Here is an 18,722-nt window from a genome sequence, read left to right on the forward strand (position 1 = left end):
ACCGCGCCGTTGCGGCCGGGCGAGGAGAGGGCAATGGGACAAGTGAGAGTCTCTCCCCTTCATTATGGACGCACCGGACAACCGGCACTGCCGAATCCACCTCGAAGGCGAGCTTGGGCCTCGCGCCCCGTCACCCCCGCAGATCCACCAGCAGCGGCGGCACCTGCTCCCCCGACACCGCCGTCAACGACACCACCGCGTGCCCCGCCGGCAGCGCGTGCGCCAGATCCGACGGCGACCACCGCAGCCGCTCCACCTCCCGCGTCGTCACCGACTCCGTCTGCGCCGCCGTCCCCGACAGCGCCCGCCGCCCCAGCCGGCCGGCCCGCCGCACCACGCCGCCGGAGGTGTCGGGGGTGTGGGTCACCGCGGTCTCCGACACCAGATGCGTCCCCCAGGCCTCGGAGAACATCCGCCCGTCCCACGGCGCGATCCCCGGGAACACCATCCGGCAGCCGACCGCGCCGAACAGCGGCGCTCGCAGCGCCTCCGGCAGGTCCACCAGCGTGCGCAGCAGCAGCACCGCGCCCGCGTTCGCCCCGCGCATCCGCTGCACCCCGCGCACCGCGGTCGCGTCCAGCGCCGCCGAGGCGTCGTCCACCACCAGGCCGGCGAACAGGGAACGGTCCTCGCGGGCCCCCGCCGCCTGCACGAACTGACCCACCACCAGCCGGGACAGCATCCGCGCGGCCTCCGGGTGGCTGCGCTCCGGCAGCTTCACCCGCACCCGCAGCGGATGGTCCAGCACCCGCATCGCGAACGGGGGCCGGCCGGTGCCGTCCGTCGCGAAGGCGCCCTCGAAGGCCGGCCGGTCCAGCAGTGCCAGCCGATCCGCCAGCAGCGCGCCGGGGTCGTCCGCCCGGCCGCGCTGGCGCTCCCGGTGCTCCAGGTCCCGCTCGTACACGGCCAGCCGGCCGGCCACCCCGAGCGCCTTCACCAGGGCCGCCAGCGCGTCCGGCTCCCCGGCCAGCAGCGCCCGCAGCTCCCGGACCCCCGGATAGCGGCCGTACGCGGCGTGGAACGGGCCCACCACCTGCTGCAGCGCCGTCCGGGCGTTCTCCGCGCGGGCCGTCAGCTCGTCCGGCAGCAGCGCCTCGGCCAGCCGGGCGGCCGCCTCGTCCGGATCCTGCGCCGCGCCGTAGAGGTCCAGCCCGTACACCGACGCCGGGTCACCGGGCGCGATCACCACGTCGTACCAGGCGTCCGGGCCGAGGTCGGCGTCCGCCGCCCCGACCACCACCGCGCACGCGGTACCGGCCAGCGCCTGCAGGCACAGCGCCTCCGCCACCGGCCGCGCCAACCGCGCCGTCTTCCCCGTCCCCGCCGGGCCCACCGCCAGCAGCGAGGTGCCCAGCACCGCCGGATCCAGCGCGAAGCCGGCCGCCCGGTGGCTCAACGGGTTCTTCGGCACGTCCTGGGCGGTCCCGAGGCAGACCTGACCCAGCAGCAGGTCGTGCCGCTCGGCGCGGCCCGCCAGCTCGCGCGACTCCGAGGGGTGCGCGAAGGCCGCCCCGCCCCGCGCCGCCACCTGCTCGACGAAGGCCGGTACGAACGCCGGGTCCGCCTGCGCCGACTCCCACGCCCGCTGGATCCGGACGTAGTCGACGTCGCCGACCGCCTCCCGCTCCAGGCGCCCGGCCGCCTCGGCCGCCCCGCCCTGCCGCAGCCCGTCCCACGGGTCCATCCCCCGGGTCACCTCCGCCGCCACCCGGTCCTCCTCGGCGGGCTGCTCCTGCGTCACCGTCCGCGACAGCAGCGGCGCCACGTACCGGCGCCACACCTCGGGCCAGCGGCCCATCCGGCCGAAGAGCTTGATGACGAGCGCGGCCACCAGGAGGTTGACGGACACACCGACGACGGTCACCTCGGTGTCGGTGGGGTTCTTCACCCAGACGGTCAGCACGATCAGGCGAAGCACCAGCTGGGTTCCGTACAGGAATGCGAACCACCCCACCACCGCGTTGAGCCCCGCCCGCAGCAGCAGCGGCCAGGCCGCGACCCGGGCCGCCTCCGCCCGCTCCGGGTCGATCCGGCGGTAGCCCAGCCGGTAGACGCCGGGCTCGGCCTCCGGGCGCGGGGCCGCGGCCCAGGTGGGGAGGTCGAAGGCGGGGGGCCCGTCGGCGCGGGTACCGGGCCGTTGGTGGGGCATCAGGGCCGGGGATCTGGTGGTGGTCCGATCGGTGTGGTGGTGTGCCCCGTCCTGCGCCATGTACGGCCCCGCTCCCTCGCCCGCCCGGCCCGACCGCCGTCGGTGCCGCCATACCCATGCCGCCGTACCGGCGACACGCCCGCGCTCAATGTAGTGGAGCGGGACCTGCGGGTAGTCTCACCACCCGCGCTGGCCGTGCCGGACAAGTCGGACGGCTCAGTGCTACCGAGTGGCGCATGCCCGGCCGGGGAGGGCGGCCGTAGCCTGCGAAGCACCGAGCCGAGAAGTCTGGAGAAACCCCATGAGCGCCGCAACGCCGCTCCCGCAGGAGCGCCGCCTGGTCACCGCGATCCCCGGTCCGAAGTCGCAGGAGCTGCAGGCCCGCAAGCTGGGTGCGGTGGCGGCCGGCGTCGGCACCACCCTGCCGGTGTACGTGTCCCGTGCCAACGGCGGTGTGCTGGAGGACGTGGACGGCAACTCGCTGATCGACTTCGGCTCCGGCATCGCCGTGACCAACGTCGGCAACAGCGCCGAGGCCGTGGTGGCCAAGGCGAGCGAGCAGCTGGCCGCCTTCACCCACACCTGCTTCATGGTGACCCCGTACGAGGGTTACGTGGCCGTCGCCGAGCAGCTGAACGAGCTGACCCCGGGCGACCATGACAAGCGCACCGCGCTCTTCAACTCGGGCGCCGAGGCGGTCGAGAACGCGGTGAAGGTCGCCCGCGCCTACACCAAGCGCACCGCCGTCGTGGTGTTCGACCACGGCTACCACGGCCGCACGAACCTGACCATGGGCCTGACGGCGAAGAACATGCCGTACAAGCAGGGCTTCGGGCCGTTCGCCCCGGAGATCTACCGGGTGCCGGTGGCCTACCCGTACCGCTGGCTGACGGGTGCGGAGAACTGCGCCGCCGAGGCCGCCGCGCAGGCGATCGAGATCATCAACAAGCAGATCGGCGCCGAGAACGTCGCCGCGATCATCATCGAGCCGATCCAGGGCGAGGGCGGCTTCATCGAGCCGGCCAAGGGCTTCCTGCCGGCGATCGTGGAGTACGCGAAGGCGAACGGCATCGTGTTCGTCGCGGACGAGATCCAGACCGGTTTCTGCCGTACCGGCCAGTGGTTCGCGTGCGAGGACGAGGGCATCGTCCCGGACCTGATCACCACCGCGAAGGGCATCGCCGGCGGCCTGCCGCTGGCCGCGGTGACCGGTCGCGCCGAGATCATGGACGCCGCGCACGCGGGCGGCCTGGGCGGCACCTACGGCGGCAACCCGGTGGCCTGTGCGGCCGCGCTGGGCGCCATCGAGACGATGAAGGAGCAGGACCTCAACGGCAAGGCGCAGCGGATCGGCGAGATCATGCTGGGCCGCCTGCGGGCGATGCAGGAGAAGTTCGACATCATCGGCGAGGTCCGCGGCCGCGGCGCGATGATCGCCGTCGAGCTGGTGAAGCCGGGCGGCAAGGAGCCGAACGCGGAGGCCACCGCGGCCATCGCGAAGGCCTGCCACGCCGAGGGCCTGGTGGTGCTGACCGCCGGCACCTACGGCAACGTGCTGCGCTTCCTGCCGCCGCTGGTCATCCCGGAGCACCTCCTGGCCGAGGGCATGGACATCCTGGAGGGCGCGTTCGCCGCCGTCTGAGCGGTGTCGCCCGTCAGGTCGTGAGACCCCCTTCCGGAGGGATGTCCGGACAGCGCTGAACGGCCCGTGGGGACCTCTGGTCCCGCACGGGCCGTTCGGTTGTCGGCGGCCGGGCGGCGGGCCCGCCGCCCGGCCGGTCATGATCGTCGGGATGTCCGGAAGCGTTGCCCGGGGCAGGGCGGAAGCGTTGCCCGGGGCAGGGCGGAAGCGTTGCCCGGGGCAGGGCGGAAGCGTTGCCCGGGGCAGGGTGAAGATGATGTGCGGAATCGCTGAAGGCGCTCGGCGCGGAAGGGCTGTTGACGTAGTGTCATCGCAGATGGACAGCGAGCCTCAGCCATTGGCGGAGCCGTCCGCGGGGCCGCCCTCGGCGGTGGGTCCGCACGCGCGCCGCGAGGACAACCAGGTCGCCCCGGGAGGGGCGGCGCACACCGAAGGCCGATCGACCGACCGTCCGACCCACACCCCCCGGGGCGCACGGAACGGCGATCATCAGAGCCGCCCCGGAGCTCTCCCCCCTGCTCCGGGGCGGCTGTCCGGCGTTCCGGGCCGGGTGGCCCGCTCGGTGGCCGTGCCGGTGGTGGCGGCGGTCGTACTCCTGCTGGTGTCGTGGCAGGTGGCGGTGGACGGCCCGTTGCTCGGGCTGGACCGTTCGGTCCGCGCCGCCGTCCGGACCGCCCACCGGGAGCAGCCCGGCACGCTGCTCGACCACCTCGGCCACGCCCTGTCGGATCTGGGCAGCAGCGTGCCCGCGATCCCGGTGCTGCTGGCGGCCGGCGCACTCGCCGCGTGGCGGTGGCGCCGGGCGGACGCGGCGGGCCGCTGGTGGCTGCCGCTGCCGGTGGCGGTGCTGACGGCGGGGCTGATCCCGCTGCTCGTGGTGCCGGCGAAGGCCGCGTTCGCCCGGCCGGGCCCGCTCGGTGGTCCGCTGACGCCGGGCCAGTGGGGCTGGTACCCGTCCGGACACACCGCCACCGCGTCGCTCTCGTACGGGGTGGCGGCGCTGCTGCTGGTCCGGGTGACGGGCCCGCGCGCGGCGCGCCTACTGACGGCGGGCGCGGCGCTGCTGGCGGTGGCGGTCGGCGCGGGGCTGGTGTGGAGCGACTTCCACTGGCTGCTGGACGTGGTGGCCGGCTGGTGCCTGGCCGCCCTGGTGCTGTGGGGGGCGGCCCGGTGGCTGCCCCGGCCGGGCGGCGGCGGGCGGCGTCAGGCCTCGGGGTCCTCGTTGCGGTGAACGAGGCCGGTCTCGCCGTTGTCGCGGTGCCACTCGATGACGAGTTCGTCGCGGGCGCCGAAGCGGACGAGGTGGCGGCCGACGACGTCTTCCAGGCCGGGCAGGTTCTCCCGCTCGCCCTCGACGGTGAGCAGCAGCGCGTCGGACGCGGCCTCCAGGGTGGCGGTGCCGGCGCCGAAGACCAGGGTGCCGCGACCGGTCTCCTCGGAGAAGGTGGCCTCGATCTTGCGGCCCATGTGGGCGGCGAGCTGCTTGGCGTAGCGGGCGGAGCGGTCGGTGGTGACGCGGGCTTCGGAGCGGGGCACGGGCCCTCCAGTGATCCGGGAAGGGAACTTAGGGTCCCCTCAGTTGAGGCTACGCTAACCCAGATACTGAGTCTGACTCAACATATTTCCCGGGCGCCCGTCCGCCGTCGGCCGCAGGCCCCGGACCGGCCGATACGCTTGGGCGGACGCCTGCCGAGGAGACCGCCGATGACCACCACGCCGACCGACGATCCGGCGGGCGCCTCCCCCACCCCGCCGGTGGGCTCCCCGGACACCGCCGCCGAGCTGGCGGACACCATGACCAGGGCGATCAAGCGGATCCGCCGCCGCACCAGCGAGCGGCTGGAACCGTACGGCATCACCCCCGGCCAGGGCCGGGCGCTGCGCGCGCTGGCCCACGCGCCCGGCTGCGAGCTGCCGGACCGCGCGATGCGGCTGAGCGACCTCGCCGACCGCCTGCACATCGCCCCGCGCTCGGCCACCACCGTGGTCGACGCCCTGGAGGAGGCCGGCCTGGTCGAGCGCAGCCCCGACCCCGCCGACCGGCGGGCCGTACGGATCCTGCTCACCGAGGCCGGCCAGGCGGCGGTGGAGCGGATCGGGCAGGTCCGGCACGAGGTGGCGCAGGAGTACTTCGGCCGGGTCAGCTCCGCCGACCAGGAGGTGCTGTTGCGAGTGCTGCGTTCCGCCGAGGCCGACTACGCGGCCGCCATGCCGCCGCGGCGGCCGGCATCCCCGGGCGCAGCGCGGTGATCCCGATCCCGGCGATCACCAGCAGCGCGGCGCCGGCCGCCATCGGGCTGATCCGCTCCCCGAGCAGCAGCCAGGCCGAGGACATCCCGAACACCGGCACCAGCAGCGAGTAGGGCGCGACGGCGGTGGCGTCGTAGGTGCGCAGCAGGAAGCTCCAGGCGACGAAGCCGAACAGGGTGGAGACCAGCCCGACGTAGCCGATCGCACCGAACCCGACCGGGGTGATCTCGCGCAGCGCGCGCAGGTCCGCGTCCGGGCCCTCGACCAGCAGGGACAGGGCGAGCAGCGGCAGCGGCGGGACGGCGCTGACCCAGACCATCCAGCGCAGCGCGTCCGGCGGCGCGGCCCTGCGGGTCAGCACGTTGGACAGGCCCCAGGCGACGGCGGCCAGGACGACCAGGGCGAAGGCGCCGAGCGAACCGCCGAGGCCGTGGTCGGCGGAGCGCGCGGGCTGATGCCCGGGGTGCTGGCCGACCTGCGACGGCGCTGCCCGGAGCTGGACGTCCGGCTGCTGGAGTGCGACCCGTACCCGGCGGCCGAGTTGGTGGCCCGGGGCGAGGTGGATCTGGCGCTGGTGCAGGACTGGCCGACCGTCCCGCTGTCGGTGCAGGAGGGCCTGTCCCGGCTGGACCTCGGGACGGACCCGGTGGACCTGCTGCTGCCCGCCGAGGACGGGCTGGCCGAGCTCGTCGCGGTACCGGTGCAGCGGCTGCGCGGGCGGCGCTGGATCAGCGTGCCGCCGGGCAACATCTGCCACGACTGGCTGGTCCGCACCCTGCGGGAGGCCGGGGAGGAGCCGGATGTGCGCTACCAGGTCGGCGAGTTCGAGACCCAGATCGCGCTGGTCGCGGCCGGCCTGGGGATCGGCCTGGTGCCGCGGCTCGGCCGGGGCGCCCTGCCGCCCGGGGTGGTCGCCCGGCCGGTGGTGCCGGAGCCGACCCGCCGGGTGTACGCGCTCTGGCGCACCCAGGCCTCGCGGCGGCCGGCGATCACCGAGGCGCTGGCGGTGATGCGGGAGCGCTCTGCGCTGCTGGGCGCCCCGGCGCGTTAGATCCCGCCCTCGGCCGGATGGGCCCTCTGACAATTCGCGCCGCGCGCTGACGCGACGCGAATTGTCAGACAAACCCTAACTGGCGAGGCCGATCACCAGCCACATGAAGCCCACCCCGGCGACGGTGCAGAGCAGGGTGCTGCGGGAGGGGTGCGGGCTGTGCGCCTCCGGGAGGATGTCGGAGGTGGCCAGGTAGAGCAGGAAACCGGAGAAGAAGCCGAGGTAGAGGCCGAGCAGGTGCTCGGGAATGGTGAAGGCGAGGGTGATCGCGGCGCCGGACACCGGGGCCAGGGCGTCCGCCGCGAGCAGGGTCACCGCCCGCCGCCGGTTGTTCCCGTAGAGCCGGGTGATCGTGTACGTGTTGAAGCCGTCGGCGAAGTCGTGCGCGACGACGGCGATGGCGACGACCGTTCCGACCGTGGTCCCGGCCTGGAAGGCGGCGCCGATCGCGAAACCGTCCATCACGCTGTGCCCGACCAGGGCCAGCGCGGCGGTCATGCCGATGCCCTGGCGCCCGGCGTGGTGGGCGTGCCCGTGCTGGTGGCCGTGGGTGTGCGCGGCGTACTCGCCCTCGTGGCCGCGGTGGATGGCGACCGCGCGTTCGACCACGTGGATGGTGAGGAAGCCGACCGCGAACATCAGCAGCGCCTGCGGCACGCCGTGCACCTCGTCCGGTGCCTGGCGCATGGCCTCGGGCAGCAGGTCGAAGGCGACCACGCCGAGCATGAGGCCGGCGGCGAAGCCGAGCACGAGGTGGCGGCGGTCGCCGGTGCGCTGGGCGACGAAGCCGCCGATCAGGGTCATCAGGAACGCCCCGGCGACGACCAGGACGGCGGTCACCGGGCCGTCTCCGGGTGGGTCCACCCGCCGTGCGGGCGGCGGCGGTTCCCGCCGTGTGGTCTGCCGAGCGCTCTGCCCATTCCTCTCCCCCTGGGGTCCGCCCGCGGCCGGGCCGACCGCCGACCGTATCGGACGACCGTTCGATGCTGATCGTCCGGGGTGCCGTTGCTCGGCCGGGGCTGCTAATCAGCCTCGGGCCGGGGTCGGGGGCACGCCCGCCGGATGGGCCGTCGGGGTGAGCGCCGGGTGGGCGGCGGGAGCGGGTCAGCGGCCGGCGGCGAGGGGCAGGCCGAGGTGAGTGCGGGCGAGTTCGCGGACGCCGTCGCCGTCGACCAGGTGGATGTGCCGGTGGCTCTCCTCGCCGGTGAGGTCCAGGGCCTCGTCGGCGAAGCGGCCGGTGGTCAGCCGCAGGCCGCGCTCGGCGGACTCCTCCTGGACGGCCTCGGCCAGGGTGGAGATCTCCGCGGCGCTGACCGGTGCGGCGCCCCGGGAGGCCCAGACCACCCAGCGGCCGGGCAGCGCACTGCCCGGGGCCCCCTCACCGGTGGCGACCAGCCCGGCCGGGCTCCGCAGCCGGACGCTCCACTCGGCGAGCCCGCCCCGGGTGAGCAGGTCGCGCACCAGCTGGGCGAACTCGTTCGCGGACAGGTCGGGTGCGGCCGGTACGGCGGCCCCCGCCTGGGCGGCCGGCTGGACGCCCAGGCGGCCGTACGGGTCCGGGCTGACGGCGGCGCCGAGCTGGCGCAGGCGGACGAGCGCCTCGTCCTGCTCGGAATCGGCGTAGACGCCCTCGTCGTCGCGCTCCTCGTAGGGGGTGGCGGGCGGCAGCAGCCGGGTGCGGGCCAGCGCGTCGCGGTCGGCGTCCACACTGACCAGGCAGAGCGGCTCGGCGGTACCGGGCTCGCGCAGCCAGCCGTTGAGCACGACGCCCGCGAGTATCTCGTCGGTGTCGACGGCGTCGGCGGCCTGCAGGGCGCGCAGGGCGAGCCGGGCGACCAGGCGCAGGTAGTCGGTGGCCCGGTCGGCGGGCGGGCGCGGGACCGGGACGATGTCGCCGTCCGGGGCGAGCCGGTAGCCGGTGAGCGAGGGCACCAGGTCGAGCGGCGGCAGGTCGAGGTCCAGCACGGCGGTGCGGGTGAGCGGGCGGAAGACCGCACGGCAGGGGGCGGGCAGGTCCTGGGTGGCGGTCTCGGCGGCGGCGAGCGCCCGTTCCAGCAGCGACTCCACGGCGGCCGGCTCGGACAGCCGGTAGGCCCGCCGGCACTCCTCCAGGCTCTCGTTGTACTCGCGCACGGCGCGAGCGCGGGCCGCCTCGGCCGCCTCGTGGACGCGCCGGGACTCGTCGGCGGCCGGGCTGTCGGCCTCGGCCTGGCGGGTGCGCCACTCGCGCAGGGCGCGTTGGTGGGCCAGCCGGGCCTGAGCCAGTTCGCGCTGGTAGCCGGAGTCGAGCAGGCGGCGGGCCGGGGTGCCGTCGGGGTCGGCGACGGCCGGCTCGGCGGGCGCGAAGTCCGCCCAGCGGGGTTCGGCCTCGCGGTCGGCCTCCGGCCCGTCGGTCGGGTAGGGGCGGGGCTCGTAGTGGCGCAGCTGGCTCTCGAAGTCCATCGCCGAGACGGGCAGGGCGGCCCGCCGGAGCAGGTCGGCCAGCCGGTCGTGCTCGGCCTGGACGGTGAGCGTGCGGTGGTGGGTCAGAGCGGCGGCCCGGGCGTGGGCCGCGACGGACTCCTCGGGATCGGCCGCACCCGGTCCGGACGCGCCGCCACCGGGCGAGCCGTCACCGGGCAGGCCGTCTCCGGACGTGCCGTCACCGGGTGAGCCGGGGGCGGCCGGGCCGGGTGCGGCACCGTCCGGGTCCGGGCCCTGGTCGGCGTTGAGGTCGCGGAAGACCGAGGCGAGGAAGCCCGGCCGGGGGAACTGGACGGTGGCGGTACCGTCGGGCTGGCCGTCTGCTGAGTGCTGCATCGGTCGTCGTTCCCCCATGCTCGTCCGGCGCCTGCCCGGGGCGGCCGGCGACACTGCGGCCCGCCCCTGCCGGACATTGTCCACCGAACGGGCGGCAGTGGTCAGCCAAGCCTCTCAGTTGGTCCGGGTGTTGGTCAGGTGCAGGCCGATGTAACCGACGTAGATCCGGCCACTGCCGGAGCAGTCGTCCAGGTAGTGCAGCCGGGGCGCGGTGCGGCCGCCGCCGATCCGCAGGTGTGCGCCCATGAACGCGCGCCGGGAGACGTCGACGCATTCCGGCACCGGCAGCATCCGTTCGCGCTTCCACTTGGTGTGGCTGAACACCGTCCGGGACTCGCCCCGCACCGCCTTGCGGGGCGGGAAGTGGTGGCAGCCCTCCGGGGTGTGCTCGCACCACTGCTTGAAGTCGCCGCCGGCCGCGCCGCGCACCGCCGCCTCGGCGTACTCCTGCAGGGCGGTCAGACCGTCCCAGGCGAGCCGGGCCCAGCCTGCGCCGGAGCACTGGAGCCCGTCCAGGGCGAGCGCGTTCTTCTGGTCGCCGGTGAAGGTCAGCAGCGGGAACTCGCCCATTCTGGCCATGAGTTCGGTGAAGTTCTCCGGCTTTCCGGGCCGACCGGACGGCCTGGCGGCGGGGTGCCCGGTGGTGCCCGGGACAGTCGGGACGGTCGGGACGGTGCAGTGGCGGGTGGTCAGGGCGCGGGAACCGGTCCGCACGTGACCGTCGCGGCCGTCGTGGCGCTCGTGCAGTTCGCGGAGCTCGCGGGGCTCCGGACGATCGTGGCCCTCACGGCCGTCCCGGTTGTCCCGACGCTCGCGGCGCAGCGTGCGCCGGACCCGCTCCAGCTCGTCGGCCCGGGCCTGCTGCTCTGCGCGGTCCTGCTGCTCCTCCTGGGCGAGCACGGCCAACTCGGCTCGGGCGGCGGCCGGGTCCTCGACCGGGCTGACGGCCGCGCGGGACGGCGCCGGCAGGACCCGCAGCACCGGGACGGCCGCCAGCGGGGGCGGCAGCGGCAGATCGGCGGCGAGCCGACGCGGCTCGCGGGCGAGCAGCCCGGCGGCGCGGCGGACATCCTGCTCTATTCGCCCCCGGGCGAGTACCGGGTGCCGGGCGCCGTCCTGCCGGGAAGCCGGGTCGACCTCGGGCAGGTAGGTGCGCACCGCCCCGCCGTAGACGCTGTGGTACTCCAGCGCGACGTTGAACCCCGTGCGGGCGCCCGGATCCAGGACGTAGGCGGTGGCGAGGCCGGGCAGCTGATGGCAGAGCGGGCGGACCACGTCCTCGACCCAGCGGTCCAGCGGGAGGTTCACCGGGACGCTGGCGACCACGGTGGGCAGTCGACGCTCCGGGTCGCAGAGCTCGTCGATCAGGTCGTCGACCTCGGCGGCGGTGATCACCCGGGGGGCCGGGTGGACGACGGCCGGACCGTCGGTGGCGTCGAGCAGCGGGAGGAGGGTGCGGGCGAGCTCGGGCACCGGCACCCGGCAGGGCGTCCGCACACCGCTGCCGGTGCTGTGCGTCTCGGCCTCCAGCCGGACCCAGGTGGGGCCGCCGGCCTTGGTGGCCACGGTCAGGGTCAACTGCCGGGTGCCGTGCGGGGCCGGGGTGCGCAGGCGCCGGCGGTCGTAGCGGCCGGCGGCCGCGCCGCCGCGCAGCGGGCCCTGGTCGCGGTCGAGCAGGACGCGGTCGCCCAGGCGGAGGCGCTCGGCGACGGGGGTCGATCCGAGTGGGGTCTGCCCGGGTGAGGCCTGTTCGGTCGGGGTCTGCCTGGAGGAGGGCGACCCGGCGGGGGCGCGGGGGGCCGGCGGGGGCTCCTCGCAGCCTTCCTGTTTCAGCCAGGCGGCGAGCTGCTCGTCGGCCAGGGCGACGGCCTCGGCGTGCGGGAGGGTGGTGGTGACGGTCATCCGGTAGGGCGTCGCGGGGCCGGGTAGGTCGGCGCCGGCGGGCGACGGGAAGCGGTCTGAGGTCATGCGCATACCTCCGTGGTGCGGGGTGGGGTCTGGTCTCCTCCATCGATGGGTTATTCGTCCGGTTCGGCCGGATCCTTGCCCAGGAAACGCCACGGCCCGGAGCGGAAGTTCCAACTCCGGGCCACGTCAATACGTTCGGGTGAATCTGCTCAAGCCGCGCGCCGCGTGGCGCGGCGCCTGGGCTAAGGACTGCCCGGTCTTGCCAGGCCTGCGAGGCCGGGCATCCCGCTCAGACCCCGGCGGGCCCGCCGTCGCTGCGGCTCCACGCGGGTGCCGGGACCGGCACCGCCAGCGGGCGGTCGGCCGGGGCGGCGTAACTCGCGATCAGCACCACGGGCTCGTCCCCGAGGTTGCGTCCCACATGGATGTGGACCGGACCGGCCTCCTCGACCAGCGAGTCCCCGGCCCGGCTGACCTCGACCCGGCCGTCGTGCAGGGTCCGGGTCAGCGTCCCGGACAGCACCACCACGTCCACCCGGCCCGGGTGGAAGTGCCAGCCGGTGCTGGCGCCCGGGGGCAGGGTGATGGTCTGGACGACGGGCATCTCGGGCCGGCTTCCTGGTCGACGACCGGATCAGGCTAGACAGGCCCCGCAAGGCGCCGACACGGATCGGCCGGGATCCGGCCGATTATGTCCGAAAGCGGCGCCACCGCCGGATCCGCCGTCAGACCGGTACCTCGACGTACGTCCGACCGGCCGGGACCGCGACGGCCGTACCGCCGGTCGCCTCGGCCAGCCAGGTGTGGAAGGCCGCCACCTCCGGTTCCGGTACGCCCACCTCGATCCGCACCCCGGTCGGCTCGTAGGCCAGGTCGTTCACCGCGTACCCGGCCGCCCGCAGGTCGTTCTCCACCCGCCCGGCCCGCACGTGGTCCGCCGTCACCGCGAGCAGGGCGACCGGCCGCCGCTCCAGCAGGCCGATCTCGTCCACCGCTTCCGACACCGCGCTCCCGTAGGCCCGCACCAGGCCGCCCGCACCGAGCTTGATGCCGCCGAAGTACCTGGTCACCACGGCGGCGGTGTCGGTCAGACCTCGTCGGCGCAGCACCTCCAGCATCGGCACCCCGGCCGTACCGCCGGGCTCGCCGTCGTCGCTGGAGCGCTCGCGGCGCTGCTCGTCGCCGACCACGAAGGCGGTGCAGTTGTGCCGCGCGTCCCAGTACTGCTTGCGGATACCGGCGATGAAGGCCTGCGCCTCCTCCTCGTCGGCCACCCGGGCGAGGTGGCAGATGAACCGGGACTTCTTGATCTCGATCTCGTGGCTGCCGGCCCGCCGGATGGAGAGGTAGGGCCTGGCGGTCGGTTCCGGCGTGGCGGACATGGCGCGGTGGTTCTCCCGGAAACGACGACGGCTGGCGGCGCACACCCCGGGCGTCCGGGGCGGCACCGCCAGCCTATGGCCCGCGGTCAGCGCCCGGCCAGGGCGTCGAGCCGGGCACGGTCCAGGCCGGTCAGCGCGGTGACCTCGGCCGGGTCGACGGCGCCGCAGTCCAGGCCGCGCAGCACGTAGCCGCTGAGCGCCCGGGCGGTGGCCGGCTCGTCCATCACGTCGCCGCCCGCCTTGGCGACGTACGCGGCCAGCCGGGCGGCGGCGGCCGCCAGACCCTCGCGGTAGAAGGAGTACACCGCGACGTACCGGGTCGGCAGGTGGGCCGGGTGCATGTCCCAGCCCTGGTAGTAGGCGCGGGCCAGCGAGCGGCGGACCAGGTCGTGGTGGAGCTTCCAGGCCGCGTGCACCTGCTCGGTGGAGCCGGTCGGGATGACGTTGGTCGAGCCGTCGGAGAGCCGGACCCCGGTGCCGGCCGCGGCGACCTGCATGACCGCCTTCGCGTGGTCGGCGACCGGGTGGTCCATGCTCTGGTAGGCCGCGCTGACGCCGCAGGAGGCGCTGTAGTCGAAGGTGCCGTAGTGCAGCCCGGTGGCGCGACCCTCGGCGGCCTCGATCATCCGGGCCACGGTGGCCCGGCCGTCCGGGCCGACGATGGCCTGGGTGGTCTCGATCTGGATCTCGAAGCCGATCCGGCCGGCGGGCAGCCCGGCGCGGCATTCGAAGTCCTCCAGCAGCCGGACCAGCGCGGTGACCTGCTCGGCGTAGGTCACCTTGGGCAGGGTGAGGACCAGGCCCTCCGGCAGACCGCCGTTGGCCAACAGGGTGGCCAGGAACAGCTCCAGGGTGCGGATGCCGCGGTCACGGACGGCCGCCTCCAGGCACTTGATCCGGATTCCGATGTACGGCGGCGCGGCGCCCTCGGCCACGGCTGTGGCGACCAGTTCGGCGGTGCGGACGGCGGCGGCGTCCTCCTCGGCGTCCGGGCGGGGGCCGTAGCCGTCCTCGAAGTCGATCCGCAGGTCCTCGATCGGCTCGCGCTCCAGCTTGGCGCGGACCCGGGCGTGCACGTCGGCGAGCAGGTCGTCGTCGGCCACGCCGAGGGCGCGGGCCAACTCGGCGGGGGTGCCGGCGTGGGTGTCGAAGGCCTCCAGGGCCTGGCGGCCCCACTCCCGTACGGTGTCGGCGGCGAAGGCGTCGGCAGGGACGTAGACGGTGTGCACCGGCTGCCTGGTCCCGGTGTCGCCCGGGTAGCGGCGCGCCAGATCGGCGTCGACCGGGGCCAGCAGCGCCTCCACGGCGGCGCGGGCGGCGGCGGAGAAGGAGGCCCCGCCCGTCGGTTCGTTACCGTCGACCTCGACCTGCGACATCCGCACTCCTCCACGCCGAACCAGCACTTCAACAGTTTGTTGAGGCGAAGGTAGCTCCGACCGGATCGGGCGTCAATGGCCGACCGGGCGGTGGACGGAGGGCGCCGGACGGGGCGGCGGCCTGGTCAGTCCCTCCCGGCGGCGGCGTAGCGGTCGCGCAGCTGCGGGTAGAGCTCGGCGACGTCCTTGGGGTGGACCGAGCCGTCCGGGCGGTTGCCGGTGACGCCGTACTCCTTGGTCAGCCACTCGGCGAGGCGCTGGGGATCGGGCTGGTGCTCGTGGTTGTCCATGTAACTGACCAGGGCGTCGTAGGCCAGGTCCGGGTCCAGCCGGGCGGGCGCCGAGCGGGGCGCGGGCTCCTCGGCGTGCGCGGACCGCTCGACCGACACGGGCTGCTCGGCATGAACGGGCTGTCCGGGGTGAACCGGCTGTCCGGGGTGCTGGGGCTGCGGCTCGGCGGCGAGCCCCGTCTCCTGGACGGGCTGGGCCGGCAGCTGCAGGGCGGGGGCCTGCTCCTCGACGACCGGCCGCGGGGGCTTGAACCACGGCGAGGCCTGGCCGGGCACCCGCCCGCCCGGGGCGGCGTCGGACGGGTGGCCCGTCGTGCGCACCGGGCGCTCGGTCCACACGTTCAGCTCCTCGCGGGGCGACTGCGGGGCCTCCACCGCCACGCCGTCCGGCTCCTGCGCGGCACGCAGCCGGACCGCGGCCAGCTTCGCCAGCATCGGCGCGGCCACCTCGGCGGACATCGGCGCGACGACGGCCGGGGCCGGTTCGGGCTGGGCCTGGGTCTGAGGTTCGGGCTGGGGCTGGGGCTGGGTCTGGGGCTGCCGGGTCGGCTCCGGCCGGGCGGCAGCGGGGACGGCCGCGACCGGAACGACGCCGACGGGAGCCGCAGGGGCGGCGGCCTCGACCGGGGCGATGGCCGTGGCGGCCCGGCCCTCCTGCTGCCGCTGGAGCTCCAGGGCCTCCTTCTCCGCCTGGGCCTCCCGGGCCTCGCGCTCGCGCGCCTCCTCGTCCAGCCGGTCGAACAGCGCCGGGTCCAGCGGCACCCCGTACTTGGCCAGCTTGAGCGGCAGCAGCGCCTGGATCGGCGCCGAGCGGCGCCACCCGCGCCCGTACCGGAAGCGCAGCTGCGCCCGGTAGACCAGGCGGTTCTGCTCCAGCCGGACGACCTCGTCGTAGGAGCGCAGCTCCCAGAGCTTCATCCGTCGCCAGAGTCGGAAGGTCGGCACCGGGGAGAGCAACCAGCGCATCACCCGGACCGAGTCCATGTGCCGATCGGCCGTGATCGCCGCGATCCGGCCGACCGCGTGCCGAGAGGCCTCGACCACGACCACGAAGAGCACCGGGATGACGGCGTGCATCCCCATGCCGAGCGGGTCGCCCCAGGAGGCGGCCGCGTTGAAGGCGATGGTGGCGACGGTCAGCAGCCAGGCGGTCTGCCGCAGCATCGGGAAGGGGATCCGCAGCCAGGTCAGCACCAGGTCGAGCGAGAGGAGCACGACGATGCCGGCGTCGACGCCGATCGGGAAGGCGTAAGAGAAGGCGCCGAAACCTTTTTGCTCGGCCAGCTCGCGCACCGCGTTGTACGAACCCGCGAAACCGATGCCCGAGATGATGCAGGCCCCGGCCGCGACCAGGCCGAGCAGGCCCCGATGGGCCTTGGTGAGCGTTGGGCGTGCCATTACGTCTATCAACCCCTGGATGTCGGCTGCTGCCGTACGCTGCCTCGGCTGCCGGTTCCCGCTTGTCGGGGCGCCGGACGGCTGAGCGACCTCCGGGCTCGGCCCACCGGAGTTTACTCGTACACCTGTTTCAGCGTTTCCACAGCCCGGCGTGTCACCATCCGGAGCACGGAGGACCCGGGCGGTGCCGGGCGGATCGTCAGCCCTTCGGCCCAGCCGTGTCGTTGAGGTAGGTCAGCACCGCGAGCACCCGGCGGTTGGCGTCCTCGTCCGGGGCCAGTTCGAGCTTGGTGAAGATGTTGGCGATGTGCTTGGCCACCGCACCGTCGCTCACCGCCAGGCGGGCGGCGATCGCCGAGTTGGAACAGCCCTCGGCCATCAGCTCCAGCACCTCGCGCTCGCGCGGGGACAGCCGCAGCAGCGGGCCGGGCCGGCGCGAGGTGGTCTGCATCAGCTTCGCGATCACGTCCGGGTCCATCGCCGTCCCCCCGGCGGCCACCCGGCGGACCGCATCGATGAACTGATCGGCGTTGAACACCCGGTCCTTCAGCAGGTAGCCGATCCCGCCCGTGCCGTCGGCCAGCAACTCCCGCGCGTACAACTGCTGGACGTGCTGCGACAGCACCAGCACCGGCAAGCCCTGGATCTCCTTGCGCGCCTTGAGCGCCGCCTGCAGCCCCTCGTCGGTGAGCGTCGGCGGCAGCCGGACGTCGACGACGGCGACGTCCGGCCGATGGGCCAACAACGCCTCCAGCAGCTCGGGGCCGGTCTCCACCGCCGCGGCGATGGTGAAACCATGCGCTTCCAGCAGCCGGATCAGGCCTTCCCGAAGGAGGTAGAGGTCCTCGGCGAGGACAACTCGCACGGCAACTCCAAGGTGATGGTGGTCGGACCGCCCGACGTGCTGTCGATGGCGAGGACACCGTCGAAGGTACCCAATCGCCGCTCTATCCCGCGCAGGCCCGTCCCCCGGGCCGGATCCGCCACGCCCACCCCGTCGTCCGTCACCGTGACTCGCAGCGACCCGGCCCGGTACAGGATGTCCACCCACACCTGCTCCGCCGCCGAGTGCTTGGCCGCGTTCGCCAGCAGCTCGCAGATGCTGAAGTACACGGCCGCCTCCACCGGCGCCGGCGGACGGTCCGGCAGGCTCACGCACACCTCGGTCGGCAGCGCGCTGTCCAGCGCCAAAGCCCGTACGGCGTCGCCCAGTCCGCGCTCGGCGAGCACCGGCGGGTGGATGCCGCGGACCAGGTCCCGCAGCTCCTGCAGGGCCCTGGCCGACGACTGCCTGGCCTCGGCGAGCAGCTCCCGGGCGGCCGCCTGGTCGGTGTCCATCAGGTGCTCGATCGTGCCCAGCGTCATCCCGATCGCGACCAGTCGTGCCTGCGCTCCGTCGTGCAGGTCGCGCTCGATCCGCCGCAGCTCGGCCGCCTGGTCGCCGACCGCCTCCGCCCGGGTCTCGGTCAGCTCGGCCACCCGCTTGGTCAGCTGGGCGTGCGTCGCCCGCCCGTCCTGGTCCAGCACCCGGCGGGCCATCTCCGCGTACCCGCGCACCGCGTACGGCGCCGCGAACACCCCGACGGCGATCATGCCGAGCCCGAGCACCGCGCTCAGCAGGATCGACACCAGGCGCGGGCTCAGCACGCCGATCCCGTCCGCCGGCAGCGGCCCCGCCAGGGTGTAGACCGCACCCAGCAGTATCAGTGCGGCCACCGGCCCGGCCAGAGCCACCACCAGGACGGGATTGATGACCAGCCAGGCCATCTCCGAGCGGGTGGTCCGGTCCCGGAAGCCCCAGTGCACCAGCTGTGCGTACTTCGCGACCGTCCGGGAGCGATGGTACGAGTACCCCGTCCACCAGTGCCCGCGCTCGTCCAACTCCAGCGCCGGCAGCGGCCCGTACGCGACCGGCAGGCGGATGCCGTACCAGCGTTCCAGCTGTCGGCGCGTCCGGTTCGCGGTGCGGCGGATGAACTGGGCCGCCACCACGATGCCGGCGATGAGCGCCGCGGCGAAGGCGACGAAGAACACCGAGTAGTAGTACTCCAGGATCCTGACCGCCACCACGCCCGCGGCCACCGCCGCCCCCACGGGCAGCACCAGCCCCGGCAGCGCGCCGACCACCAGCAGAGCCAGCCGTGCCAGCCCCTGGCCGCCCGAGGCGAGGGCCGCCTCGGTCTGCGCGCGCACCATCGCACCGCTCGTTCGACTCGCTGTTGTCACCAAAGCTCCTGATGCCGGTCTCGATCGTCCTCCTCAAGTGTTCACGAACGACCCGCTCCAGGCACTGGCCATGCCACCCCAATTCCGAGGTGGTCCTAGCACCACCTGCGGGTGGACATAGCCCGAGCGGACTGCCGAGATTGTCCGGAAATGCAGAGAACCCCCATCCGGTTTCCCGGATGGGGGTTCTCTGTGAATGATTGTTCGGCGGCGTCCTACTCTCCCACAGGGTCCCCCCTGCAGTACCATCG

At 74.5% G+C, this 18,722-nt stretch carries 16 protein-coding genes; 4 read left to right on the forward strand and 12 right to left on the reverse strand.

Features of this window, described 5'->3' with window-relative positions; all coding sequences use genetic code 11:
- Nucleotides 1-130: 130 nt before the first annotated feature.
- Nucleotides 131-2,209, reverse strand: a complete 2,079-nt coding sequence (locus ACIOJE_RS33230; RefSeq protein WP_400781339.1) for an ATP-binding protein — start codon at nt 2,207-2,209, stop codon at nt 131-133.
- A gap of 241 nt (nt 2,210-2,450) precedes the next feature.
- On the opposite strand from ACIOJE_RS33230, the gene gabT reads away from it, so the two are divergent.
- Nucleotides 2,451-3,791: a 4-aminobutyrate--2-oxoglutarate transaminase gene (gabT, locus tag ACIOJE_RS33235; RefSeq protein WP_280685404.1), complete on the forward strand. Its 1,341-nt coding sequence runs from the start codon at nt 2,451-2,453 to the stop codon at nt 3,789-3,791.
- Nucleotides 3,792-4,353: 562 nt separating this feature from the next.
- Complete coding sequence (locus tag ACIOJE_RS33240) at nt 4,354-5,022, forward strand: phosphatase PAP2 family protein (RefSeq protein ID WP_400781342.1); 669 nt, start codon at nt 4,354-4,356, stop codon at nt 5,020-5,022.
- Here the strand turns inward: ACIOJE_RS33240 and ACIOJE_RS33245 are convergent.
- A complete protein-coding gene (locus ACIOJE_RS33245; protein ID WP_280685406.1) occupies nt 4,995-5,327 on the reverse strand; it encodes a DUF2218 domain-containing protein in 333 nt (110 codons plus the stop codon). The two genes, ACIOJE_RS33240 and ACIOJE_RS33245, sit on opposite strands and share 28 nt — an antisense overlap.
- A 168-nt stretch (nt 5,328-5,495) precedes the next feature.
- Between ACIOJE_RS33245 and ACIOJE_RS33250 the strand changes: the two genes are divergently transcribed.
- Entirely contained in the window at nt 5,496-6,041 is a 546-nt protein-coding gene (locus tag ACIOJE_RS33250; RefSeq protein ID WP_400781346.1) for a MarR family winged helix-turn-helix transcriptional regulator, read from the forward strand.
- Here ACIOJE_RS33250 and ACIOJE_RS33255 read toward each other — a convergent pair.
- Nucleotides 5,932-6,402 carry an EamA family transporter gene (locus tag ACIOJE_RS33255; protein WP_400781349.1) on the reverse strand — a complete coding sequence of 157 codons (471 nt, stop codon included), beginning with the start codon at nt 6,400-6,402 and terminating at the stop codon, nt 5,932-5,934. The two genes, ACIOJE_RS33250 and ACIOJE_RS33255, sit on opposite strands and share 110 nt — an antisense overlap.
- 93 nt (nt 6,403-6,495) lie before the next feature.
- Between ACIOJE_RS33255 and ACIOJE_RS33260 the strand changes: the two genes are divergently transcribed.
- Nucleotides 6,496-7,092, forward strand: a complete 597-nt coding sequence (locus ACIOJE_RS33260) for a LysR substrate-binding domain-containing protein (protein WP_400781351.1) — start codon at nt 6,496-6,498, stop codon at nt 7,090-7,092.
- 75 nt (nt 7,093-7,167) lie between these two features.
- Here ACIOJE_RS33260 and ACIOJE_RS33265 read toward each other — a convergent pair whose 3' ends face one another.
- The 9 genes from ACIOJE_RS33265 to ACIOJE_RS33305 all read right to left on the reverse strand — a co-directional run bounded on the left by ACIOJE_RS33265 (nt 7,168) and on the right by ACIOJE_RS33305 (nt 18,441).
- Nucleotides 7,168-7,896 carry a ZIP family metal transporter gene (locus ACIOJE_RS33265; protein ID WP_280685418.1) on the reverse strand — a complete coding sequence of 243 codons (729 nt, stop codon included), beginning with the start codon at nt 7,894-7,896 and terminating at the stop codon, nt 7,168-7,170.
- A gap of 300 nt (nt 7,897-8,196) precedes the next feature.
- Nucleotides 8,197-9,891, reverse strand: coding sequence for a restriction endonuclease (locus ACIOJE_RS33270; protein WP_400781354.1), 1,695 nt, complete (start codon nt 9,889-9,891; stop codon nt 8,197-8,199).
- 114 nt (nt 9,892-10,005) lie between these two features.
- On the reverse strand, nt 10,006-11,859 hold the full coding sequence (locus ACIOJE_RS33275; protein WP_280685410.1) for a hypothetical protein: 1,854 nt from the start codon (nt 11,857-11,859) through the stop codon (nt 10,006-10,008).
- A 229-nt stretch (nt 11,860-12,088) separates the two neighbouring features.
- On the reverse strand, nt 12,089-12,403 hold the full coding sequence (locus ACIOJE_RS33280) for a cupin domain-containing protein (protein ID WP_348534189.1): 315 nt from the start codon (nt 12,401-12,403) through the stop codon (nt 12,089-12,091).
- A 121-nt stretch (nt 12,404-12,524) separates the two neighbouring features.
- Nucleotides 12,525-13,181: a YigZ family protein gene (locus ACIOJE_RS33285; RefSeq protein WP_400781356.1), complete on the reverse strand. Its 657-nt coding sequence runs from the start codon at nt 13,179-13,181 to the stop codon at nt 12,525-12,527.
- A gap of 86 nt (nt 13,182-13,267) precedes the next feature.
- A complete protein-coding gene (locus tag ACIOJE_RS33290; protein ID WP_400781359.1) occupies nt 13,268-14,557 on the reverse strand; it encodes a DUF6986 family protein in 1,290 nt (429 codons plus the stop codon).
- Between the two features lie 125 nt (nt 14,558-14,682).
- Nucleotides 14,683-16,245 carry a DUF2637 domain-containing protein gene (locus ACIOJE_RS33295; protein ID WP_280685413.1) on the reverse strand — a complete coding sequence of 521 codons (1,563 nt, stop codon included), beginning with the start codon at nt 16,243-16,245 and terminating at the stop codon, nt 14,683-14,685.
- 199 nt (nt 16,246-16,444) lie between these two features.
- Entirely contained in the window at nt 16,445-17,110 is a 666-nt protein-coding gene (locus tag ACIOJE_RS33300) for a response regulator transcription factor (RefSeq protein WP_280685414.1), read from the reverse strand.
- A complete protein-coding gene (locus ACIOJE_RS33305) occupies nt 17,062-18,441 on the reverse strand; it encodes a histidine kinase (RefSeq protein WP_400781361.1) in 1,380 nt (459 codons plus the stop codon). The genes ACIOJE_RS33300 and ACIOJE_RS33305 overlap by 49 nt, the downstream gene beginning before the upstream one ends.
- Between the last annotated feature and the right edge of the window lie 281 nt (nt 18,442-18,722).

Origin of the sequence: Kitasatospora sp. NPDC087861 (assembly GCF_044742585.1) — a bacterium.
In the GTDB taxonomy this organism is placed as follows: Bacteria; Actinomycetota; Actinomycetes; order Streptomycetales; family Streptomycetaceae; genus Kitasatospora.